Genomic DNA, 20,067 nt, shown 5'->3' on the forward strand with positions numbered 1-20,067 from the left:
GGCTTGAGAATTTTCAGTACTGGTTCTTCTGGCTTGAGAATTTTCAGTACTGGTTGTTCTCGCTTGGGGATTTTCAGTACTGGTGTTTCGAGGTTGGGAAGCTTCAGTAGAGGTACGCCACCCCTCTAATTTTTGTACAGTCACAGATCCTGCAACACCGTTAACATCCAAGCCAGCAGCTGATTGGAAGCGGCGCACAGCATCTTCTGTTGAGGCGTCATAGACTTGAGTTATAGGAGCTTGATAAAAGCCTGTCCTTTTCAACTGTTGTTGTAGGTTTCTCACAGAAGGACCGCGATCGCCTTTTTCAAGTGCTAGCACACTGCTCACACTACTGATAATAGACAAGGCAATGGCTAGGGGCAGCATATATTTCCAGGCTCTACCAGACAACCGTGTCCAATCAGGTGCTGCTGTTTTCTTAAACAAATGGCTCAGAGAAATTAATTCACTAGGGGGTAGGTCCTCGTAGTCAGAAGCTACGTGCAGATACGCAAGATTCTCCATATTTTTTTTCTACACCACTTATTTTTCTTCAATCGCTGCTTCGGCTTGATGTACTATGTTTCGCAAAAGTTCCAGTGTTTGCATATTTACATCGTGCCATAAACTGCGCTTATGTGCTTCTAGTAATCTTTCAGCCATATCACGCAGAGCATAGGGGTTTTTTTGCTCAATGAATTCCGACACAACCGGGTCAAATAAATACGCCTGGGCTATCCCTTCGTACATATAGTCTTCCACACATTTTGCCGTAGCATCGTAAGCAAATAAATAATCCACCGTCGCCGCCATTTCAAAAGCACCCTTGTAACCGTGGCGCATCACTCCCGCAATCCATTTAGGATTCACGACGCGAGAACGATACACCCGTGCGATTTCTTCTTTAAGTTGGCGGACTCGCGGTTGAGCAGGAATCGAATTATCACCAAAATAGGTTTGGGGATTTTCTCCTCGTACAGCACGTATCGCAGCTGTTAAACCACCCTGAAATTGATAGTAATCATCAGAATCGAGCAAATCGTGTTCGCGATTGTCTTGATTTTGTAACACTATCTGCATTTGTTGCAACCGCATTTCAAACGCTTCTGGGGCGGAACGTCCTTGTTGAAGGGATGAGGGGGATGAGGGGGATGAGGGGGATGAGGGGGATGAGGGGGATGAGGGGGATGGGGGGGATGAGGAAGTAATTTCTCCCTCTGCTTCCCCTACTCTTCCTGATGTGTACGCATAGGAACTCCAGTTGATGTAAGCACGAGCTAAATCTTGGTCATCCGTCCAGTTTTGTGATTCAATTAAACCTTGGAGTCCTGCGCCGTAAGCACCTGGTTTAGAACCAAAGATACGGTAGCGCGATCGCACTCTTGCTTCTGGTAAACTTAAACCAAGTTTTGTCCAAAAATCAGTCTCCTGTCGAACTTGTACTGCAAGAGGATTTTCCTCTGGTGGTTCATCCAAAGCTGCGACTGCTTGCACAGCCGAGTCGAACAAATCAATCAAGTTGGGAAAAGCATCCCTAAAGAAACCAGAAATTCGCAACGTGACATCCACACGCGGACGCCCCAAAACAGAAAGCGGCAAAATTTCAAAATCTACTACCCGTCGCGCCGCACCATCCCACACAGGTTGCACACCAAGTAAAGCCAGCGCTTGGGCAATATCATCACCTCCAGTCCGCATCGTGGCAGTTCCCCACACAGTTAATCCTAGTGTTTTCGGATACTCACCTTGCTCTTGAGCGTAACGTTCGATGAGCGCTTCAGCCGCTTTCCTCCCGACATCCCAAGCACTTTCCGTAGGAACAGCACGGATATCTACAGAATAAAAATTTTTACCAGTTGGCAGAACTTCCGGACGTCCCCGCGTGGGTGCGCCAGCGGGAGCACTAGGGACATAGCCGCCATCGAGTCCGCGTAACAAGTTAGTAATTTCTTCGTGAGTTTGTAGTAAAGAAGGAAGCAGGCGGGTGCGTATCCAGTTGAGGACGTTTCTGAGTTCTGAGTTCTGAGTTCTGAGTTCTGAGTTCTGAGTTCTGAGATTTTCTACGATTTCGGCGGCTTGTTGTTCTAAGATTTCGATAGCATCGCCCACGGTGCGACAGGTGTGTTGAGTTTTGTCAGCTAAAAGCTCAATATCTTGAACTGATAGTTCAGTACTGAAATCAGCCGTCAGGGGGTCAAAATCTAAGCCCAAATCTTGAGCTAAAGCACGGGTGAATCCAATATGATGGCGATTGGGAAGACGGGCGATCGCCACAATTAAATCTCGCAGTTGTCGCCCTTGAGGACATTGCCCAAAAATATGCAATCCATCGCGGATTTGAGCTTCCTTCAATTCACAAAGATAACCATCAAGCGAAGGTAAAACTGACAAGTCAAACGTTGAATCAGAAGAATCTTGTTTTCGCGTTAAACCTTTTGCTTTATACTTTAATTCCAAATCCAAGAAAAGATTTTCTTTGACAACCAGTTCGCGGATGCGATCGCCTATGATTGGCAAACGAGATGGATCTAAACTTTCCGCTTCATAATACTCATCAATCAAATTTTCCAACTCATGCAGAGAACCATAAAGTTCTGCACGAGTCAGAGGCGGCGTCAAATGATCCACAATCACCGCTTGAGCGCGACGTTTAGCCTGCGAACCTTCACCTGGATCATTTACAATAAACGGATACAAATGGGGAAGAGCTCCCAAAGCCACCTCAGGATAACATTGACTCGACAAAGCCACACTTTTACCCGGAAGCCATTCCAGATTTCCATGCTTCCCCACATGAACCACAGCATCAGCGCCAAAACATTCCCGCAGCCAATAATAAAAAGCTAAATAATCATGAGTTGGCTCCAAATCCGGCGCATGATAATTCAAACTTGGATCAACATCATACCCCCGCGCTGGTTGAACTCCCACAAAAACGTTACCCAACTGAATTCCAGAAATAGGGAAGGAGGGAGTGAGGGAGGGAGGGAAATTAAAATATATTTTCTCTCTTTCTTCCTCTGCGTCCTTGGCGTCTTGGCGGTTCGTTTCAAAAACACTTCCCCACCTTGCGCCAATTCCTTGCTGCACAGCTTCCGGTAACAAACCAAAATACTCCTCATACTCCTCTAAAGAAACACTTTGCAGCACCGGACGCAACTCTCTACCTTCCGGATCATTCGTCACCCCAGCCGTGAGACATTCAATCAACTCATCCCCATTACTAGGTAAATTTTCCACATGATACCCAGCAGACTGCAAAGCTTGAAGAATTTCCACACAACTAGCTGGCGTATCTAATCCCACACCATTAGCCAAACGTCCATTACGAGTCGGGTAATTTGCCAAAATCAGCGCCACCCGACGTTCTTCAGGAGGCTTAGAACGCAGGTGCACCCAATTAGCGGCTAAAGAAGCGACAAACTCAATGCGCGAGCTTACTGGTTCATAAACTACCACATCAGTTTGCAAATCAGGATTGTTCGTTTGTACCGTTTTAAAAGACACAGCACGAGAGATGATTCGCCCATCTACTTCTGGAAGCGCCACATTCATCGCCATATCGCGAGGTGAAAGCCCTTGAAATTGCAACTCCCACTGCTCAACCGCACCACTGCTAAGGATAACTTGCAACACAGGCACATCCAATTTTTGCCACAAATCAACCTGGGGTGTTTCTGTTTCCAAACGCGCCAGAGAAAAACTCGTGGTATTCAGCAGCAGTGCAATTTGCTGCGTGTCTTTGGGTTGAAAAAACTCGCACAATTCAGTTTGAACATCAACATCACGCAAAGAAGAAACAAAAATCGGTACTGGTGTTAGATTTCGCTTTGCCAAAGCATCGCACAAAGCATCTATCACCTTGATGTTTCCCGCCAAATAATGAGCACGGTAGAAAAGAATTCCTACTTTCGGGGTGAGAGGCTGAGGAGATGAGGAGGATGAGGAGGATGAGGAGGATGAGGAGGATGAGGAGGAAACTCGTAATTTTGAATTTTGAATTTTGAATTTTGAATTGATTTCTCCCCCTGCTCCCTCATCTCCCTCATCTCTCATTTGCCATCCATAAAGCCCCACGCGCGGAACAACCTGGGGAGGAGAAGGATTAAAAGAAGTTGAAAAGCAAGTATCGGCGATAAACTGGAGAGCATTGAGAATATTTTCTACTCCGCCTTCGTTAAAGTAGCGCCACACCTGATTAACAGTACTCAGAGGTAGAGTAGAGTGAGAGATTAAATCGGGGTCTATAGCGTCATCCCCTGGCATTACAATGAGGGTTGTACCATTACGTTCCACAATTTCCTGCACAACTTCTAAGCCATAAGCCCAGTAAGAACGCCCTCCTAACAACCGGAGAATTATTACTTGAGCAAATTCTAAAACTTTTTCGACATAGTCATCAATACTTACTTGTTGCTGCAATTGCAGTAGATTAGCAACTCTTAAAGCAGGAAATGTCGTGGGTAATTTGGGTACAGCCGCCGCCAAAGTTTGAATATCGGTATCAGCAGACGTAAGAAACACTATGGGAGCAGGGGTTTGTTCTAGAAAAATTAAGCCTTCCGATTGAGGGTTCCATCCACCCGATGTGGCATTAATACGATGCATAATCCTGTATTACCGTCTTAAACTGTTGGTTAGAACACAGTACAAATTTTTGAGCAATAGCACAAAGCCCCTTTCACTTTTATTTTTAACAATGCCTAGTTCTCGCGATTTGAGCTTTTCTCGAACCTTGCCTAGTAATGTTTTTGATCAGCTTGGGGAATTCTTGCAGCAGATGGCTCAACAAGCAGTGGGAAAGGCGGCTTTGGTACTCACAGAAGCTGTGTTGATACCGATTGATCTACCCCAAGAATGGCAGACACAACGGTTTACTGTGGTGGTTTCTGAACAATTTAGTGGGCTGCTTGTGGGTTCCCCAGAGGAGCTCTTGAGCAGGGGAGCTCTTGAGCAGGGGAGCGAGGGAGTGAGGGAGCGAGGGAGCGAGGGAGGAGGGGAGCAGGGGGAGCAGACTTTTGACTCAGCATTCAGCAACGCCAGTGACTACAATGGGAACTCCAACGGACAGTTGCAGGCTCCTCACCTTAAGTCGTCAGACTTGTCCACAGCGCTGGCTCCTCAATGGGAACCAGAGGAGGCGAAAAACTTCTCAGCACTTAATGTGCAATTGACGTTTGATCCAGAAGCGATCGCCTCCTTCGTTTTGAACTTGAGAGATTTGTTTGAGCGAGATTCTCAGACGTACCAAAAGCTTGAACAATATCGTCAAATTCCCGTTCCTAATGATGGCACGCTTCAAAGTCAATTCTCACTTTTGTTATTAAAGTATTTTTTGCCACAAGGAAGCCATGAGGTGGTAAAATCATTCCCCCCAACTTATCCTCAGGTGTCTGTCTGTCAACCTGTGCAACATGCTCTGAATAAACAGATTGCTCAAGAACGACTGTTAAATCAGGTCACAAGTCAAATCCGTAAAACTCTGGATTTGCCTGTGATTATGGCAACAGCAGTTGCACAAGTACGAGAGTTTTTGGAATTAGACAGGCTTGTCGTTTACAAATTTGAAGAATCAACAGTTAAGACTCAACACTCAACAACCTCCCCATTCCCATCTCCACAACTTTCCATCTCCACACCTTTCCATCTCCACAACTTTCCATCTCCACAACTTTCCATCTCCACACCTTTCCAAACACAGCAGCAAGAATTACCCGACAAAGGAGGCTGCATTGTCTACGAAGTCCGGGCTGACGATGATATTCCATCAGTGTTGAATTATAAGGAAAAAAATTGTTTTGCACAGATACCCCGATGTTGGGAAAAGTATCGCCAAGGCTTTACGTTGGCTGTGGATGATGTAGAAAAAACTTATGCTCTAGAAGAGTGTTTGTTACATTTTTTAAGGAAAGCTAAAATCAGGGCAAAGTTAGCTTCCCCAATTGTGTATGAGGAGAAACTTTGGGGGCTATTGATTGCTCATCAGTGCAATACTCCTCGCCACTGGAGTGAAAGTGAGAAAAATTTGCTGAGTTCTGTGGCTGAACAACTGGCGATCGCGATTCATCAAGCAGAATTAATGCGATCGCTCACTCAAGAAAAACAAACTCTTGAGCAACGAGTTGTTGAGCGTACAATGGCGCTTCACGATGCCCTAGAAGCCGCAGAAGCCGCCAGCCGTCTCAGAAGTGAATTTCTTGCCACCATTAGCCATGAATTGCTTACACCTCTGACTTACGTTATCGGCATGTCTTCCACTTTGTTACGCTGGTCTTTTGGTGAATTGACTCAGCGTCAACGCGATTATCTCCAAACTATCCACGACAGTGGTGAACATTTACAAGACATGATTAATGATATCCTCGATTTATCTCAAATTGAGGCAGGCAAGGCTGTTTTAAATATTACAGAATTTTCATTGGTAAACATAGCCCAATCCACAGTCAACGCGCTCAAAGAAAAAGCAACAAGTCAGCGAGTCAATCTCAACCTGGATGTGCAACTCAACCCGCAGCAAGACATATTTACTGCTGATGTCAGGCGAGTGCGACAAATTATCTGGAACCTGTTAACCAATGCGATAAAATTCACACCAGAAGGCGGCAATGTCACTTTACGTCTTTGGGTAGAAGACGAAACCGCAGTATTTCAAGTAGAGGATACTGGCATAGGCATTCCAGAAGAACAATTGTCCCTACTGTTTGAGAAATTTCACCAACTTGATACACCATACCGCCGTCGTTACGGAGGAACCGGACTGGGTTTGGCTTTAACGAAACAACTTGTAGAACTCCACCGGGGTCGAATTGAAGTAGAATCCACCGTAGGCGCTGGCTCAGTATTCACTGTTTGGATACCAGCCTAGCCTGACTTGAAAATAGAACTCCGCAGCTAGGAAGGCAGAAGAAAAAATAAATTTTCATCTGTCCTAGTATATACAGTTCATGATGGCTACTTTAGCATTAACTTAAGCCTGTGCTAGAACTTTACGGGTAGCGAATCGAACCCCTTGAAGATCAGAGTTGTATGTTTTGTTGGAATAGCTTGCTTATCGGGATCGAAGCTAAGATTCGGTAGTCTTGTCAGTAATGTGGTGAAGCAAATAGTTAACTCCATGCGAGCTAAAACAGATCCCAGACAAAAGTGAATCCCTGCACCAAACCCAAGGTGTTCGTTGGGCAATCGTGTAATATCGAAAACGGACGGTGAGTCAAACTTCTCGGGGTCATGATTCGCCGCCCCAAGTCCCAGTGCTATGACGCTACCCGCCGGGATGTCCTTACCGCCAATCGTCAGGTCTTGTTTGGCAATCCGAAAGAAAAAAGGAACGGAGGTATCGAAACGGATCATTTCTTCGACAGCGGAATTGATCAGAGTCGGATTTTGTTTCAGTTTTTGCAGTTGATCCGGATGACGCAGCAGTGCATTCACCCCATTGGAAATCTGGTCTGTGGTGGTCAACAGACCTGCATTTAAGATCAAGATACATTGAGATGGGAGTTCATCAAGATTAAATCCCTGCTCAAGGTAGGCTACGGTCAGCAGGCTAATCATGTCGGTTCCGGGTTGCCGACGCCGTTGTTCAATCAGTTGCCTAATTAGTGCAGAAAACTCTGCGGCAGCGAGGTCTGCCTTGCGTGCAAATTCTTCAATATTTGAGCCGCCCGGTGCGCCAAAAAATGTGCCAATATCCATAGCCCATTTGATGAAGTTCGCCCTGTCGGTTTCTGGCACGCCAAATATCTTAGTAAGAATGAGCGTTGGTAGTGGTACCGACAAATCGGATACAACATTCATGTAGCCGTAATTTTGAACGTTATCCAACAATTCATTGGTGGTATTCTGGATAATGGATCGCCAGCTTTCTATAGCGCGTGTTGTAAATCCCTGATTGGCTAACTTCCGCAGTCTGGTGTGCTCCGGTGGATTTTTCTCAAGCAACATTTTTGATATCAGATGAAGGAAATTCTGGATCTCTTTGACATCAAAATTTCCTAACTGATTGATAAACAACGCTGTCCGGTCTGAACTCAAACGCTCATCCCGTAAAGCCGCCTCAACATCTCTATAGCGTGTCAAAACCCAGTATCCGAAAGATTCGCTATAGTGAACGGGGTCTTCTTCACGCATCCGTTTGAAGAGTGGATAGGAATTGTCCAAAGCGGATGGTGCAAACAGATCATACGTTTGCTGGTTTGCTTTTGCTGGCATATTCTTGTGTTGTGAATTCATTTGCTTAATCTCAATTAGGACTGAACTAAAAAAAATTTAGGTAGTCACGCTTTAGCCTCATATCATGTCCGGCTAAAAACTTATCATTAAGGGGGCAGGCTTCGGCCGTGAGCAAAGGCGGACTTCGGCGTGAGCTCAGTCGAACGCTCGGGTGAACTCGCCGAACCCCGAACGGGGGTAGGGGGAAAGAAAGTTTTAAGGTATTGTAACTGCTTGATCCATTGATAACAAGTTGAAAACAAGTTAATTTTGTCAATAGACCTAAATATAGAAATTCATTTCTATAGGAAGAACTAATAACTAATAAATATCTTGCAAAAGTATGATTAATAGATAGAGCAATCCTAAATGATTCGTGAAAAACAAGATCCCCGACTTCTTATAGAAGTCGGGGATCTGAAGGGTAAATGACTAATGACTAATGACTCTTTAATTCAAGCCCTGCATCACGGACTGATCGTATCTTGCCAAGCGCCTGTTGAATCACCACTGCACGAACCAACGGTTATCGCAGCAATGGCGCAAGCTGCTGTCAAGAATGGTGCTGTTGGAGTCAGAATTGATACTCCTGCTCACATCGTTGCTGTCAAACAAAAAGTAAAAGTTCCAATTATTGGATTATGGAAACAAGTCGTATCTGGTTATGACGTATACATCACACCACAGTTTCACCATGCTGCTGCTGTGGCAAAAGCGGGAGCAGATATAATTGCCATAGACGCGACTACCAGAAATCGCCCTGGAGATGAAACAATGGCAGATATCATTGCCCGAATTCATCAATTAGGCAAAACAGTTATGGCAGATGTAGACACGATTGAAGCAGCAAAAGCAGCTGTCGCGGCTGGTGCAGATATTGTGGGGACAACTCTTTTTGGTTACACTGACTCAACCAAGCATCTTTCTCCCCCTGGCTGGGAACTCCTCACCCAAATCGTGCAGCAATTAGACGTTCCAGCAATTTGTGAAGGTGGCATATCTTCACCCCAAATGGCTCGTCGTGCTATTGATTTAGGGGCAGACGCTGTTGTTGTCGGCACTGCGATCACTGGTATTGATCATCTTGTCAAAAGATATGTAAAAGAGTTGTGATTTGTAGCAGTTTCCAATTTGGTTAACATACAAATTTTCTATTGGGGTACACCAATAATGCGCCTCTAGTATGTGGTTTTGAAAGCTCTGTATTTTTCAAAAATGGCGCTTGTAAATTGGATATTTTTGGATTTTTAATTATATGCTAGCTAGCGGTTTTTAAACTAAGTTAAATATAACGTTTTCATGAAGTTTGCTTCTAGTATCTGTAGACAGATAACAAAAGTATTTAACTGTGTCCGAGATATGCCTTGCAGGTTAAAAGACACTGTTAATATGTCTAATATGTTAATAATTGTGGCTAAAATAGATTTTACCCCTTTTAGTAGATGGAATAGAAAAGATATCGCCTGATATATTGAGCTTTAAATTAAAATTAAAAGTGAAAAGGACTCGCCCTGTATCCGCGATTGTGGAGTGAGGGTTGGCAGAGTTAGTTCTTGACGCTCCCACGGCTCCACTTACGTTAAAGCCGTGGGATTCTTGCCTCTACGAGTCCACTTACCACAATCAGTTACCCGACTGCGCCAGAGGTGGTTCCCGACAACAAGCTTTTTGCTCCATTACAGAAGCCCGTTCCGGTGCGCCCCACCGTACGGTTTCAACCATAAATCTTGGTTTTCGCCTTCCTTGGTGCATGAAGATTTTACCTAGCAGTGCTTTTCCTACTAGAACCCCCTATCTATGCGCTATCGCGCACGCTACGCGAACAGTTTTCAAGGTGCGACGCCTTTTCGGCTCTGGGTTTTTTAAGTGGTTGAATACCCTACCCACTAAAATAATGATAGCATATGTGAGTAGATTTGACTCACTTAGATGGAAGAAGTTCGCTTAAATGTTAGACTGCCAAAAAATGAAATGGAGACTTTAGAAAAGTATGCTAAGGAGACAAAACGAACCAAGACAGACTTAGTTCGTGAGTGGATTCGTTCTCTTAAAAAGATATCTGACGGGGGCTAAAGAAAGAGCGCATTCATTCAGCACGGCTAGAAGCCGTGGTCTTTCTGCTTCAATCTCTGTAAGAATGGGCAGACAAAACTTTTACTCTCAGCTTTGAAAATGATTGAGGAGCTACTGCACTAAGTGGATAATAGCGGCAAAGACCTGATAGCCACATACTTTCAAGAATGAGGAGTAGAGACGGTGACTCCTAAGGTGAAGGCAGACGTACCAGAGGACTCGTTTGCTGGTGGTGGCGAAGTAAAGGCGCTGGTGCCAAAAATGAACGTAGCCAAAGTAACCACAGGAAACGGCATATCTAGAATCAATGACCAATTTTTGGTACTGGATAAGGAGTGGCGCTACACATACGTTAATGACACTGTCGCGGAAGTCGTGGGAATTCCCAAGGAAGAGCTGTTAGGCAAGTGTATTTGGGACGTGTTTCCCGATACAGTGGGGAGCCAGTTCTACTTGGAAGCGCATCGAGCGATCGCAGAGCAAAGATTTGTCCAGTGCGACTACTTCTATTCGCCTTGGCAACGCCACTTTGAAAACCGCATTTATCCTTCCGGCGATGGAGTTTCAATTTTGATCACGGACATTACTGAGCCTCACCAAAACAGCGAAGAGTGGTTTGGTGAGATCACCGATGCCATCCCACATATTGTCTGGACTTGTCGTTCCAATGGTGAAGCGGAGTATTTTAACCAGCAAGCTGTTGATGCATTTGGCATCACTTTAGAGCAACTTTTGGTAGAAGGTTGGCATCCGGTTGTGCATCCGGATGACTTGCAGCGAACAATCGATCGCTGGATGCAATCTGTCAGTGCTGGAACTCAGTATGAACTTGAGTACCGTCTGAAAATGGCAGATGGCTCGTATCGGTGGCATTTAGCACGAGCGCTACCACAGCAGAACGCGACAGGCAAGATAACTCGTTGGTTTGGAACCTGTACCGATATTGATGCACAAAAGCGAGTAGAGCAAGCTTTGCGCGAAAGTGAGGAACGCTTACATCTGGCACTTCAAGCTGCCAAGATGGGGATATGGGAGCGAGATTTAACAACAGATGCAGGATATTGGTCCCCCAAAGTGTATCAAATATTCGGGCTAACTCCTAGTACTGACAACAGCAGTTATGAAGCTTTTCTGAATTGCATTCACCCAGAGGACCGAGAGCGCGTTCACCAAACCAGTCTGCAAGTTATTCAACAATCCTTGGATTGCAATATTGAGTATCGCCTCTTGTACTCAGATGGTAGCATCCGTTGGGCAGCTAGTATCGGTCAGGTGCTTCATGATAACGCTGGTAAACCACACAAGCTGATTGGCGTTCTGATGGACATCACAGAACGCAAGCAAGTAGAGGCAACACTTCGAGACATGGAGCACCGGTTGCAACTCGCTTTGGCAGCGGCTGACATGGTTGCTTGGGATTTAGATATAAGAACCCGCCAAGTTGTCTGCTCTGAAAGTGGTTTAAAAATCTGGGGAATTCAGCGCGGAACACCATATGAATTTGTAGAATTCATTCACCCAGAAGACCGTCCCCAAGTCTTACAAACGAGCATCCTCGCTCTGCGTAGTGAAATACCTTATATTTTAGAGTACAGAGTGGTAGGTTCCGATGGCAAGGTACGGTGGATAGTGAGTCAGGGAAACGTGGTCCACCGGGGAGCCGATGGGCAACCTTTGCGGATCGTTGGAGTGTCGGTTGACATCACACAGCGCAAGCTGTCAGAAGCGGCATTGCGAGAGAGTGAGGCGCGTTTTCGGCTGATGGCTGAAAATTCAACTGATATTATTTCGCGTCACTCAGTTGGTGGAATTCTTAGCTACGTTTCACCTGCTTGTTATACAGTGCTTGGGTATAAACCTGAGGAACTGGTTGGTCGTTCCAGTGCGGAGTTAGTTCACCCAGATGATTTGGTTGAGATTGCTAGGAACTACCCAGTCAATGCAGATTTACCAGACATATATACCATAACTCATCGAGCGCGTCACAAAGACGGACATTATATCTGGATTGAAGCCACTGTCCGAGCTATCCGCGATGCAGAAACTGGGCAAATTTTAGAAATGCAGGCATCCTCTCGGGATATCACGGAGCGTAAGCAGGCTGAGGAGAGATTGCGCTTTCTTGCTCAAGCAAGCGATATCCTAGGTTCATCATTGGATTATGAAACAACTTTAGCCAGTGTGGCTCGTTTGGCAGTGCCTGCGATTGCCTCTGGCACTGGGCAAAGCCCAATCGCTGATTGGTGCGTCGTTGATATTATCAGGTTTCTGATGGATTGATTGGGCTTGACCTCAACGTTTCAAACATTGCATTTGTTGGTGATAACCATGCTGGACTACTTCCCTTTGCCGAGAGCGTTCCCAGTTTTCAAACTTAGATACATGTACTACAACGTCAGATGCAGCGTTCCCAACGTGCTAACAATTCTGACAACTATGAACCGGATTTTAAAGCACGTAAAGGACGTAAAACAGTTGTAAAGAAAGGCAAGGCTAAAAAGGGCAAGCGTCAGTGGAACAAGTCTGTTAACTACCGTAAAGCTGCACAAAAGAAACGTGAGCTAGAACGCAAAAAAACTGCATATGCCAAAACCCAGAATCGTCGGGTTGTTAACGAGATTTTGAGACATGGCAAGGATATCAAAACTGAGAACGTCTCAGTTAAGGGTTGGCAGAAGCGATATGGTAAAGCTATTTCTGCCAAGTCCCCAGGATTTGTACAATCAGAACTGAAGCGCAAAGCTGAAAACGCTGGCGGTTCGTTCACAAAATTCTCTACTCAAAAAACTGCACTGTCTCAAACCCACTTGGACGGTAGCCGTATCAAAAAGTCCTTGTCTCAACGAGTTCATCGCGATGTAACAGGCATTCCGGAGCATCACCGGGATTTGTTCAGTGCGTTTTTAAGTAGGTATGTCAATCAGGATAAGTTGTCATTGCAGGATGCTCTAAACGAGTATCCAAGGCTGGAGTCGGTCTTATTGGAGGCGTTTGAGCAACATTCACAAAGCCGCAAGCAAGTAGGCGAGTCCGAAAGCAGGAAGACTGATTCTCCCTTAGAGCGGTTCTCCAACGAAGGCAGAACGTCTAGCCAGATAGCTATAACGAGCGAAAAGCTAGTCTCATCTCTGCCTGAATCTGCGTGTCTTTAGACCGCAGAGTGGCTCAAGAGTCGCTCGTTATCCACATCTGACTCAAATGTACGCTCAGTATAACTACGAGGCTTGGATTTCGATCCGTTACTGGTAGAGGGGCGAGCCGTGGGTGGAATCTCCCTAGCTTTCGGCGAAGCTAGGGAGTTTAACGAGTATGATCGTGCCTTCATGCTGACAATGGCACAGCAGTGCGCTCAGGCACTTGTACGTGCTCGTTTATACTATGCAGAGCAAAAGGCACGAGAAGTCGCAGAAACAGCCAATCGCATTAAAGACGAGTTTTTGGCAGTCCTTTCCCATGAATTGCGTTAGCGAAGCTCCTCCGTTCGCGCAGCGTCTCCGAAGGAGACAGGAGGCTCGCCACTCAACCCGATTATGGGTTGGACAACACTGCTTCGCAAAGGAAAGTTAGACCAAAAGACAACAGACCGCGCTTTGGAAACTATCGAACGCAATGCTAAAGTACAGATTCAATTGGTTGAAGATTTGCTCGATGTCTCCCGAATTCTACGGGGTAAAGTTAGTCTAAATATTTGCCCTATTGACCTAGCAGCAGTAATTTCAGCAGCAATGGAAACAGTGGGTTTGTCGGCTGAAGCTAAGTCAATTAAAATACACACAATGTTTGAACCAAATTTGGGGAAAGTTCTGGGTGACTCAAGCCGATTGCAGCAAATCGTTTGGAACCTGCTGGCAAATGCGGTGAAGTTCACACAACAGGGAGGACGGGTGAATATCCGACTAGAACGCGTTGGACATTACGCCCAAATTGTAGTAACTGATATAGGTAAGGGTTGGATGCTGCTCGGTTAATTTTGTGCATATCTAGGCAAATGTCTGAATTATTGCCCATCGGAATGCGGAAACTGTACGTTTGTTGTTGTATAATCAATCAACGTTTGATTAGTACGGGATCTCATAGCTTACTTGGCGTGAAACCCTTGAAACACTTGGCACAAACTAATTATTAAAAATTGAATATTTTTTAAGTCTCGTATTGAAATTCGTTTCAGTATCTCTAACTGGGGATTAGTGGTCAAAGAACCTGAGCTACGAAGCAAGGGAACCAAGCTTCCAAGCGCTTCTAATCGAGCGAACTTATACCGTGGAGTTGAGCTTGCCCATATTTACGGACTAATGCCCAGATATGCTTCGGTTTTTAGAAGCGGTATTGAGCCTGACTTTCTTCCCTATGTGTTTGACTACTTCCGCCAAGAGAACAGTAGCACAACCAGAAACTTTGGTGGACTGGGGTTAGGGCTGGCGATTGTCCGTCATTTAGTCGAACTACATGGCGGAACAGTCCAAGCAGAGAGCAAGGGCGTTGGTGAGGGGGCAAGCTTTACAGTAAAACTACCGCTGATGCCAACTCAACCACAACAGACACTCCAAAATGAGACACAGTCTCAGTCATGCCCGGATTTGAATAACGTAACGGTGTTATTGGTAGATGATGATACCGATACACGGGAGTTTGTCACCTTCTTGCTAGAGGAGTATGGGGCGAGTGTAACAGCAGTGACAAAAGCCAGTGAAGTACTCACCGCTTTAACCCAGTCTCTGCCAGATGTGTTCCTTAGCGACATCGGTATGCCGGAAGTCGACGGATACACGTTGATACGGCAAGTCAGAACTTTGCCGCCAGAACAGGGAGGACAAATTCCAGCGATCGCCCTAACTGCTTATGCAGGGGAAATGAACGAAGAAAAAGCACTTTCAGCGGGTTTTCAAAAGCATATTTCTAAGCCAGTAGATCCAACTTTGTTAATTGAAGCGATTTCTGAGCTAGTTAAGTACAACCAAGAATAACCAAGGTGTCGGTTCTAGGGCACTCCAACAAAGATAGCAAATGCTATGCCTTCAGCTGCCAAAGACTTCAACCACCATCCTGATTTCCACCGCTATGCCAAAGGGCAATGCTGCTCCAACTGCCATAGGCTGTCAGCCAGCATAGGTCTATTTACAAAATCCGCTAGTAAGAAGCGAATTTTTCTAACACTTTGATCAACTCCTTCAGCGCCGGAGGGGCAGTCTCACGGGTGACAACCATTGTGCGAGAACGCCCCTCGTGCTCAATGTGCATCATGACTGTATGAGCATCCGGAATATTGCTTCGCTGAGGCTCGGGCATATCGAAGAAATCAGATTGACGGACAAGCTCCCGAATTTTAGCCAGATCCTCGTCTGGGAACTCTTTTCCTTCCATATCCAAGGTTTTTGGTTTACCAATTAGACCCCCTGACTGCTCAAACCGAATTCTTATATCATTAGGTTCCAGGGTTTCAGAAAGCATATTGCAATCAGAATCGTTGAGGAGCTTGGAACACGGGGTTTTAGTTTCTAGGTCACTGCCTTCCTCCTTAGCTTTGTGCAGTTGAAGCTCACTTGCACCGTTAAAGTGCATCCCGTTGTGAGCGGCAGCCATTACCTGTGTTGCTACACTAAATGGTGTAAACGCAGCAAGTAGAAGCCCGATAATTGGAACTACTAAGCTGAACGTCCAGCTCATCATTACTCAATACTCTCCTTGTCAATCAATCAGGTATAGAGAGCGCAAGCTAGTATCTAGTTTGACCGCTCTCCAGGCTCAACCAGTTACAGACCACTAACACCGCACATTGTGCGGGGAAAGGAAGGCGGATGATTCAAGCTTCTTTAGTAAGAAGCAAATTTTTCTAATACTTTAATCAATTCCTTCAGGGCTGGAGGGGCAGTCTCACGAGTGCAAACTATGGTGCGAGAACGCCCCTCGTGCTCGATGTGCATCATGACTGTATGAGCATCCGGAATGTTTTTTCGTTGGGGTTCGGGCATATCGAAGAAATCAGACTGACGAACGAGCTCTCGAATCTTCGCTAGCTCCTCGTTAGGAAACTCCTCTCCTTCCTTATCCAATTTCTTCGATTTTCCAATTAGACCGCCTGATTGCTGAAACCGGATTCTCATTTGGTCACTCCTTGCTTCTTAAATCACTTGTACTTCATTCCAGGCTTTTTCAACTATCCTCTCTGCGTCAGGTCCAAACAGCTCACGGGCAATTTGTATAGTTGCCTGGGCAGCTTTGACAAAATTGATAGGGGCAGAGGGGGTAGGCCGGAGTTGACTGCTACGCATTGCCCGGTACCAGATTTGCCCTGCTTTTTCCCAAGCATATCCGCCAAAGTCCATGGCTGCCAGATAGAAGGCATGGTTGGCTATACCAGAATTAATATGAACTCCGCCATTATCTTCCCATATTGGCAGATCCTTGTAGTTGTCCATTGTTGCGGGTTGCGGATCGTCCCCTAAAACCGGATGGTTTTGATAAGCCTTACCTGGCTCTTTAAGGGAGCGGAGTGCATAAATTGGCTTTTCTTCATCAGGCTGAACCATCACCTCTACACCGACCAACCAGTCTGCCGTCTTGACATCCTGTTTCAGCTTGTACTGTTTGACGAGCGAGCCGAACACATCTGAGAAGGACTCATTTAGGGCGCCGCTCTGAAACTCATAGACCCAGTTGCCTTCGTGTTCGATGACTCCGTGAGTCAATTCGTGGCCAATTACATCCAGTGAACCCGTCAAGTTAGTGAAGACGGTGCCGCTGCCATCACCATATACCATTTGTTTAATTGGGCTTGGAAACCAAAAGGCGTTATCAACTCGATCGCCGTAGTGAACGTTAGACTTAATAATCATGCCACCGTCGTCAATGGAGTTACGTCTGTGTACCTCTTTGTAGTAGGTCCAGGTATCCCCTGCGCCGTCATAGGCTGCATCGACGGCACTATCACCTGTTGCATCTTCGCCTTCTGATCGCACTAATCTCCCAGGTACGATTTCCCGTTTTTCGCAATCAAAGACCTGCCGAACGAGTTGTGCATTGTGCGCCTCGACTGCTATGTCCGGAAACGCAGCAAACTGAGAGCCTCTTGCCTGAGTTTCCGCTCGTAGCCTGCGAATGTAAGAACTACGCCGGAGATTCCTTAAGGCTGCCTGGCTAGTCTCGGCATCCCCTGAGCCCACGATTATTTTTTCGACCATGTAGGGTGGCACGATGCATTGTATTGGGTTTCTATGTTCACACATGACATATGCTCCTTAATTACCTAGTGCTGAATTATTAAGAGTCTTGAAACGTCGATTGAGAAAAACTTTAGGAATTAGCTGTCATCCAGGCGGCGGCCGCTACTACACGAGCAATATCGGCAGCGTATTCAAAATCAACTTCGAGATCGCGCTTAGTGTGGTAGTTTGGGTTGTTAACTGTTGAGACAGGGGGCTGGCGAGCGCCAAAGAATAAGTCTAGAACTTACGCCAAAATTTTGATTGTGTGGCTGCCATAGTCCATAAGACATAAATCACCTCAACTTAGTAGAGTTTTGAACTAGCGAGGACATAAGTCTTCATAGCTGTATTCTTAAGTAGGTGTCAGTGAAATTAACTTATGCACTGGCGTCCGATGGAACGTGGATTGTAGATAGCTGAAACATTTTGCCGCCGCAGTGCAATTGATCTGCAGATACAGACAATGCTAAACATTACACAATCACTCCTACAAAAATTGTGTTTTCTACCTCAATTCTCGGTCTATGATTAAGTAATATTACTTGTTGACAAAAACGTCAGAATCTTAACCTGTCACGGATGCTTATAGTCGGACGTTGGCAACAAACCCCTACTTAACGCTTCCATGCTAATAACCAATACTGTGTTTCTCATAAATGATTTAGGACTGCTATAGACAAAAAGTCTAATATTATCCAAATGTGGATTTCTGCTGATTTGATTATTTTCTAACTCAATCAAGCAAATAACAATTTATTCAATTCTTAAGTTAATTAATAGCGAAGAAATAGAACCAGAAAGTAGTTTTATTTATATTACTTTACTAAAGTAATATTACAAATCTTTCTAACTCACATTTCGCCCTTAAAAGAGTTGCGACAGTTATTAATCAAGTGCGAATAAACAATCAACCAAACTGTATTAAGGTTATTCTCATCTGCGATTGCCCCTTTGGAGCAATCGCAATTGCAAATGCCCTAGTGTCAGTAAATCGAAAAGTTTTCCAGAACCTTAAGCGCCGTTTATTTGAGCGAGAGTAGAGAATCTGCCGGAATCTCTCGAAATCTGCTTTCAAAGAAGTGTGGGATTAAGTCTTACCAACAAAAAAATAAAACGACAAAACTTAATTGATTTTTCAGACCCAAATCCTTTTCTGACCCCACCAAGACCTGTTAGGCAGGGTGGGGTAGTTTACTACTCAGAAGCGGCTTCCCGGAGTTCACCCGGTCGCACGCTGATCTGCTGAGTTTGATCACCTCGTTGTACTGTAAACTGCAAGGGCTGGTTAATTCGACTCTGTTCTACCAACTCTTGCAACTGTTCGGCAGTTGTCATCGCTTGTTCATTTACCTGAATGATGACATCTGCCCGACGCAAGCCAGCAGAAGCAGCAGGGCTATTGGGCATAACTTGCATCACTAACACGCCATTGATTTGTGGTAAAGTCAACGTTGTATTCGGGTCGCTATTAGATTGTTTTGCCAGTTCTGGGGTGAGGGTAATCATCCGCACACCGATGTAAGGATGGGGAATTTTCTGACCACGAGCCAAAGCTTGTTCAATGACCTTGGCTTTGTCAATGGGAATGGCAAACCCAATTCCCTGAGCATCAGCACGAATCGCTGTATTGATGCCAATGACTTCACCTTCCTCATTAACCAAGGGACCGCCAGAGTTACCAGGATTGATAGCAGCATCGGTTTGGATAAAGTCCAAGCGTTTATCGGGGATGCCAACCTGAGCACTAGAGCGGTTTAAGGTGCTGATAATACCTAGAGTAACAGTATTGTCTAACCCTAATGGATTGCCAACTGCGATCGCCCAGTCACCGACTTGTAAATCCTTGGAGTTACCGAGGGGGGCTGCTGGCAAGTTTTTGCCATTAATTTTGACAACCGCCAAATCCGAAGGTTCATCTACTCCTTTCACCTCTCCTTTCAACTTTCGTCCATCCTTAAGGGTGACGGTAACAGAATCAGCACCGCTGACAACATGAGCATTGGTGAGAATCATGCCGTTGGGGTCAATGATAAAACCAGACCCTTCTCCGCGTTGGCGGTACTCTTGAGGCACTCTGGAAGAGAAGTCATTACCAAAAAACTCCCGGAAGAAGGGATCCCCAAAATACGAGTCAGGCGCACGCATGGTGACAGTACGCTCTGTATCAATCCGCACGACAGCGGGTCCAACTCGATTGACAGCAGCACTCACAAAACTGCGGATAGCAACTTTTTGTTGGGAAGCAGCTGTTGACGGTGCAGTCGTTTCTGCAGTTGTTTCTACTGTGGTCGTACTTGGTGCGGTAGCAATAGGCAATGACCGCTTCAGAATTTGCAGGTTGGGAAATGCCCATAAAGTCGTTAAAGTCAATCCCACACTCAAAACAGCCACCAAAACATGGCTAGTCACTTGACGCAACAGGGGCGAGAAACGTTGTTCTTCAGAAGATGACAAAGACATAGTAATTTCTGCTATCCCAAAGAGCTTACAGGTCGTAGAAAGCTGATAAATCGAGTTTCTACAACCTATTAACATTTTGTAACTTACATTCAAAAAATCAGCGTTGATCATATCAGCGCCTCTACAACCATTATGACTT

Annotated in this window: 12 protein-coding genes and 2 pseudogenes; 7 read left to right on the top strand and 7 right to left on the bottom strand. The window is 45.5% G+C overall.

What is annotated here, in order from left to right:
- Together ACM0OZ_RS29250 and cobN are read right to left on the bottom strand one after the other, a co-directional pair.
- Window positions 1-507: peptidoglycan-binding domain-containing protein (locus ACM0OZ_RS29250; protein ID WP_414586347.1), on the bottom strand; the 507-nt coding region annotated here is incomplete at its 3' end.
- A gap of 18 nt (window positions 508-525) precedes the next feature.
- Window positions 526-4,590 carry a cobaltochelatase subunit CobN gene (gene cobN / locus ACM0OZ_RS29255; RefSeq protein ID WP_414586348.1) on the bottom strand — a complete coding sequence of 1,355 codons (4,065 nt, stop codon included), beginning with the start codon at window positions 4,588-4,590 and terminating at the stop codon, window positions 526-528.
- A 91-nt stretch (window positions 4,591-4,681) separates the two neighbouring features.
- On the opposite strand from cobN, the gene ACM0OZ_RS29260 reads away from it, so the two are divergent.
- Window positions 4,682-6,847 carry an ATP-binding protein gene (locus ACM0OZ_RS29260; RefSeq protein WP_414586349.1) on the top strand — a complete coding sequence of 722 codons (2,166 nt, stop codon included), beginning with the start codon at window positions 4,682-4,684 and terminating at the stop codon, window positions 6,845-6,847.
- Between the two features lie 113 nt (window positions 6,848-6,960).
- Here ACM0OZ_RS29260 and ACM0OZ_RS29265 read toward each other — a convergent pair whose 3' ends face one another.
- The gene (locus ACM0OZ_RS29265; RefSeq protein ID WP_414586350.1) at window positions 6,961-8,214 is read right to left on the bottom strand and encodes a cytochrome P450; all 1,254 of its coding nucleotides are present in this window, start codon (window positions 8,212-8,214) and stop codon (window positions 6,961-6,963) included.
- 414 nt (window positions 8,215-8,628) lie between these two features.
- Here ACM0OZ_RS29265 and ACM0OZ_RS29270 point away from each other — a divergent pair, with 414 nt between their 5' ends.
- The 6 genes and pseudogenes from ACM0OZ_RS29270 to ACM0OZ_RS29295 form a co-directional block, all read left to right on the top strand.
- Window positions 8,629-9,306: an N-acetylmannosamine-6-phosphate 2-epimerase gene (locus ACM0OZ_RS29270; RefSeq protein ID WP_414586351.1), complete on the top strand. Its 678-nt coding sequence runs from the start codon at window positions 8,629-8,631 to the stop codon at window positions 9,304-9,306.
- An 816-nt stretch (window positions 9,307-10,122) separates the two neighbouring features.
- Entirely contained in the window at window positions 10,123-10,266 is a 144-nt protein-coding gene (locus tag ACM0OZ_RS29275) for a ribbon-helix-helix protein, CopG family (RefSeq protein WP_414586352.1), read from the top strand.
- 183 nt (window positions 10,267-10,449) lie between these two features.
- A complete protein-coding gene (locus ACM0OZ_RS29280; protein ID WP_414586353.1) occupies window positions 10,450-12,546 on the top strand; it encodes a PAS domain-containing protein in 2,097 nt (698 codons plus the stop codon).
- 119 nt (window positions 12,547-12,665) lie between these two features.
- Complete coding sequence (locus ACM0OZ_RS29285; protein WP_414586355.1) at window positions 12,666-13,418, top strand: hypothetical protein; 753 nt, start codon at window positions 12,666-12,668, stop codon at window positions 13,416-13,418.
- A gap of 210 nt (window positions 13,419-13,628) precedes the next feature.
- Window positions 13,629-14,216, top strand: a pseudogene (locus ACM0OZ_RS29290) (sensor histidine kinase); the annotation flags it as partial.
- Window positions 14,217-14,588: 372 nt separating this feature from the next.
- Window positions 14,589-15,230 (top strand): annotated as a pseudogene (locus ACM0OZ_RS29295) (response regulator); the annotation flags it as partial.
- Between the two features lie 163 nt (window positions 15,231-15,393).
- Here ACM0OZ_RS29295 and ACM0OZ_RS29300 read toward each other — a convergent pair.
- From ACM0OZ_RS29300 to ACM0OZ_RS29315, 4 genes are all read right to left on the bottom strand, one after another.
- The gene (locus ACM0OZ_RS29300) at window positions 15,394-15,933 is read right to left on the bottom strand and encodes a protealysin inhibitor emfourin (RefSeq protein WP_414586356.1); all 540 of its coding nucleotides are present in this window, start codon (window positions 15,931-15,933) and stop codon (window positions 15,394-15,396) included.
- 143 nt (window positions 15,934-16,076) lie between these two features.
- Entirely contained in the window at window positions 16,077-16,367 is a 291-nt protein-coding gene (locus tag ACM0OZ_RS29305; RefSeq protein ID WP_414586357.1) for a protealysin inhibitor emfourin, read from the bottom strand.
- An 18-nt stretch (window positions 16,368-16,385) separates the two neighbouring features.
- Window positions 16,386-17,489, bottom strand: coding sequence for a M4 family metallopeptidase (locus tag ACM0OZ_RS29310; RefSeq protein ID WP_414586359.1), 1,104 nt, complete (start codon window positions 17,487-17,489; stop codon window positions 16,386-16,388).
- Window positions 17,490-18,662: 1,173 nt separating this feature from the next.
- Complete coding sequence (locus ACM0OZ_RS29315; protein WP_414586361.1) at window positions 18,663-19,928, bottom strand: HhoA/HhoB/HtrA family serine endopeptidase; 1,266 nt, start codon at window positions 19,926-19,928, stop codon at window positions 18,663-18,665.
- Window positions 19,929-20,067 lie beyond the last annotated feature (139 nt).

The organism is Scytonema sp. PCC 10023, assembly GCF_963920835.1.
Classification (GTDB): Bacteria; Cyanobacteriota; Cyanobacteriia; order Cyanobacteriales; family Nostocaceae; genus Kalymmatonema.

Excerpts from the sequence above, each read along its gene's own strand:
- cobN (WP_414586348.1), bottom strand. The coding sequence starts at position 4,590 with ATGCATCGTATTAATGCCACATCGGGTGGATGGAACCCTCAATCGGAA.
- ACM0OZ_RS29260 (WP_414586349.1), top strand. The coding sequence starts at position 4,682 with ATGCCTAGTTCTCGCGATTTGAGCTTTTCTCGAACCTTGCCTAGTAAT.
- ACM0OZ_RS29265 (WP_414586350.1), bottom strand. The coding sequence starts at position 8,214 with ATGAATTCACAACACAAGAATATGCCAGCAAAAGCAAACCAGCAAACG.
- ACM0OZ_RS29270 (WP_414586351.1), top strand. The coding sequence starts at position 8,629 with ATGACTAATGACTCTTTAATTCAAGCCCTGCATCACGGACTGATCGTA.
- ACM0OZ_RS29275 (WP_414586352.1), top strand. The coding sequence starts at position 10,123 with ATGGAAGAAGTTCGCTTAAATGTTAGACTGCCAAAAAATGAAATGGAG.
- ACM0OZ_RS29285 (WP_414586355.1), top strand. The coding sequence starts at position 12,666 with ATGCAGCGTTCCCAACGTGCTAACAATTCTGACAACTATGAACCGGAT.
- ACM0OZ_RS29300 (WP_414586356.1), bottom strand. The coding sequence starts at position 15,933 with ATGATGAGCTGGACGTTCAGCTTAGTAGTTCCAATTATCGGGCTTCTA.
- ACM0OZ_RS29305 (WP_414586357.1), bottom strand. The coding sequence starts at position 16,367 with ATGAGAATCCGGTTTCAGCAATCAGGCGGTCTAATTGGAAAATCGAAG.
- ACM0OZ_RS29310 (WP_414586359.1), bottom strand. The coding sequence starts at position 17,489 with ATGTGTGAACATAGAAACCCAATACAATGCATCGTGCCACCCTACATG.
- ACM0OZ_RS29315 (WP_414586361.1), bottom strand. The coding sequence starts at position 19,928 with ATGTCTTTGTCATCTTCTGAAGAACAACGTTTCTCGCCCCTGTTGCGT.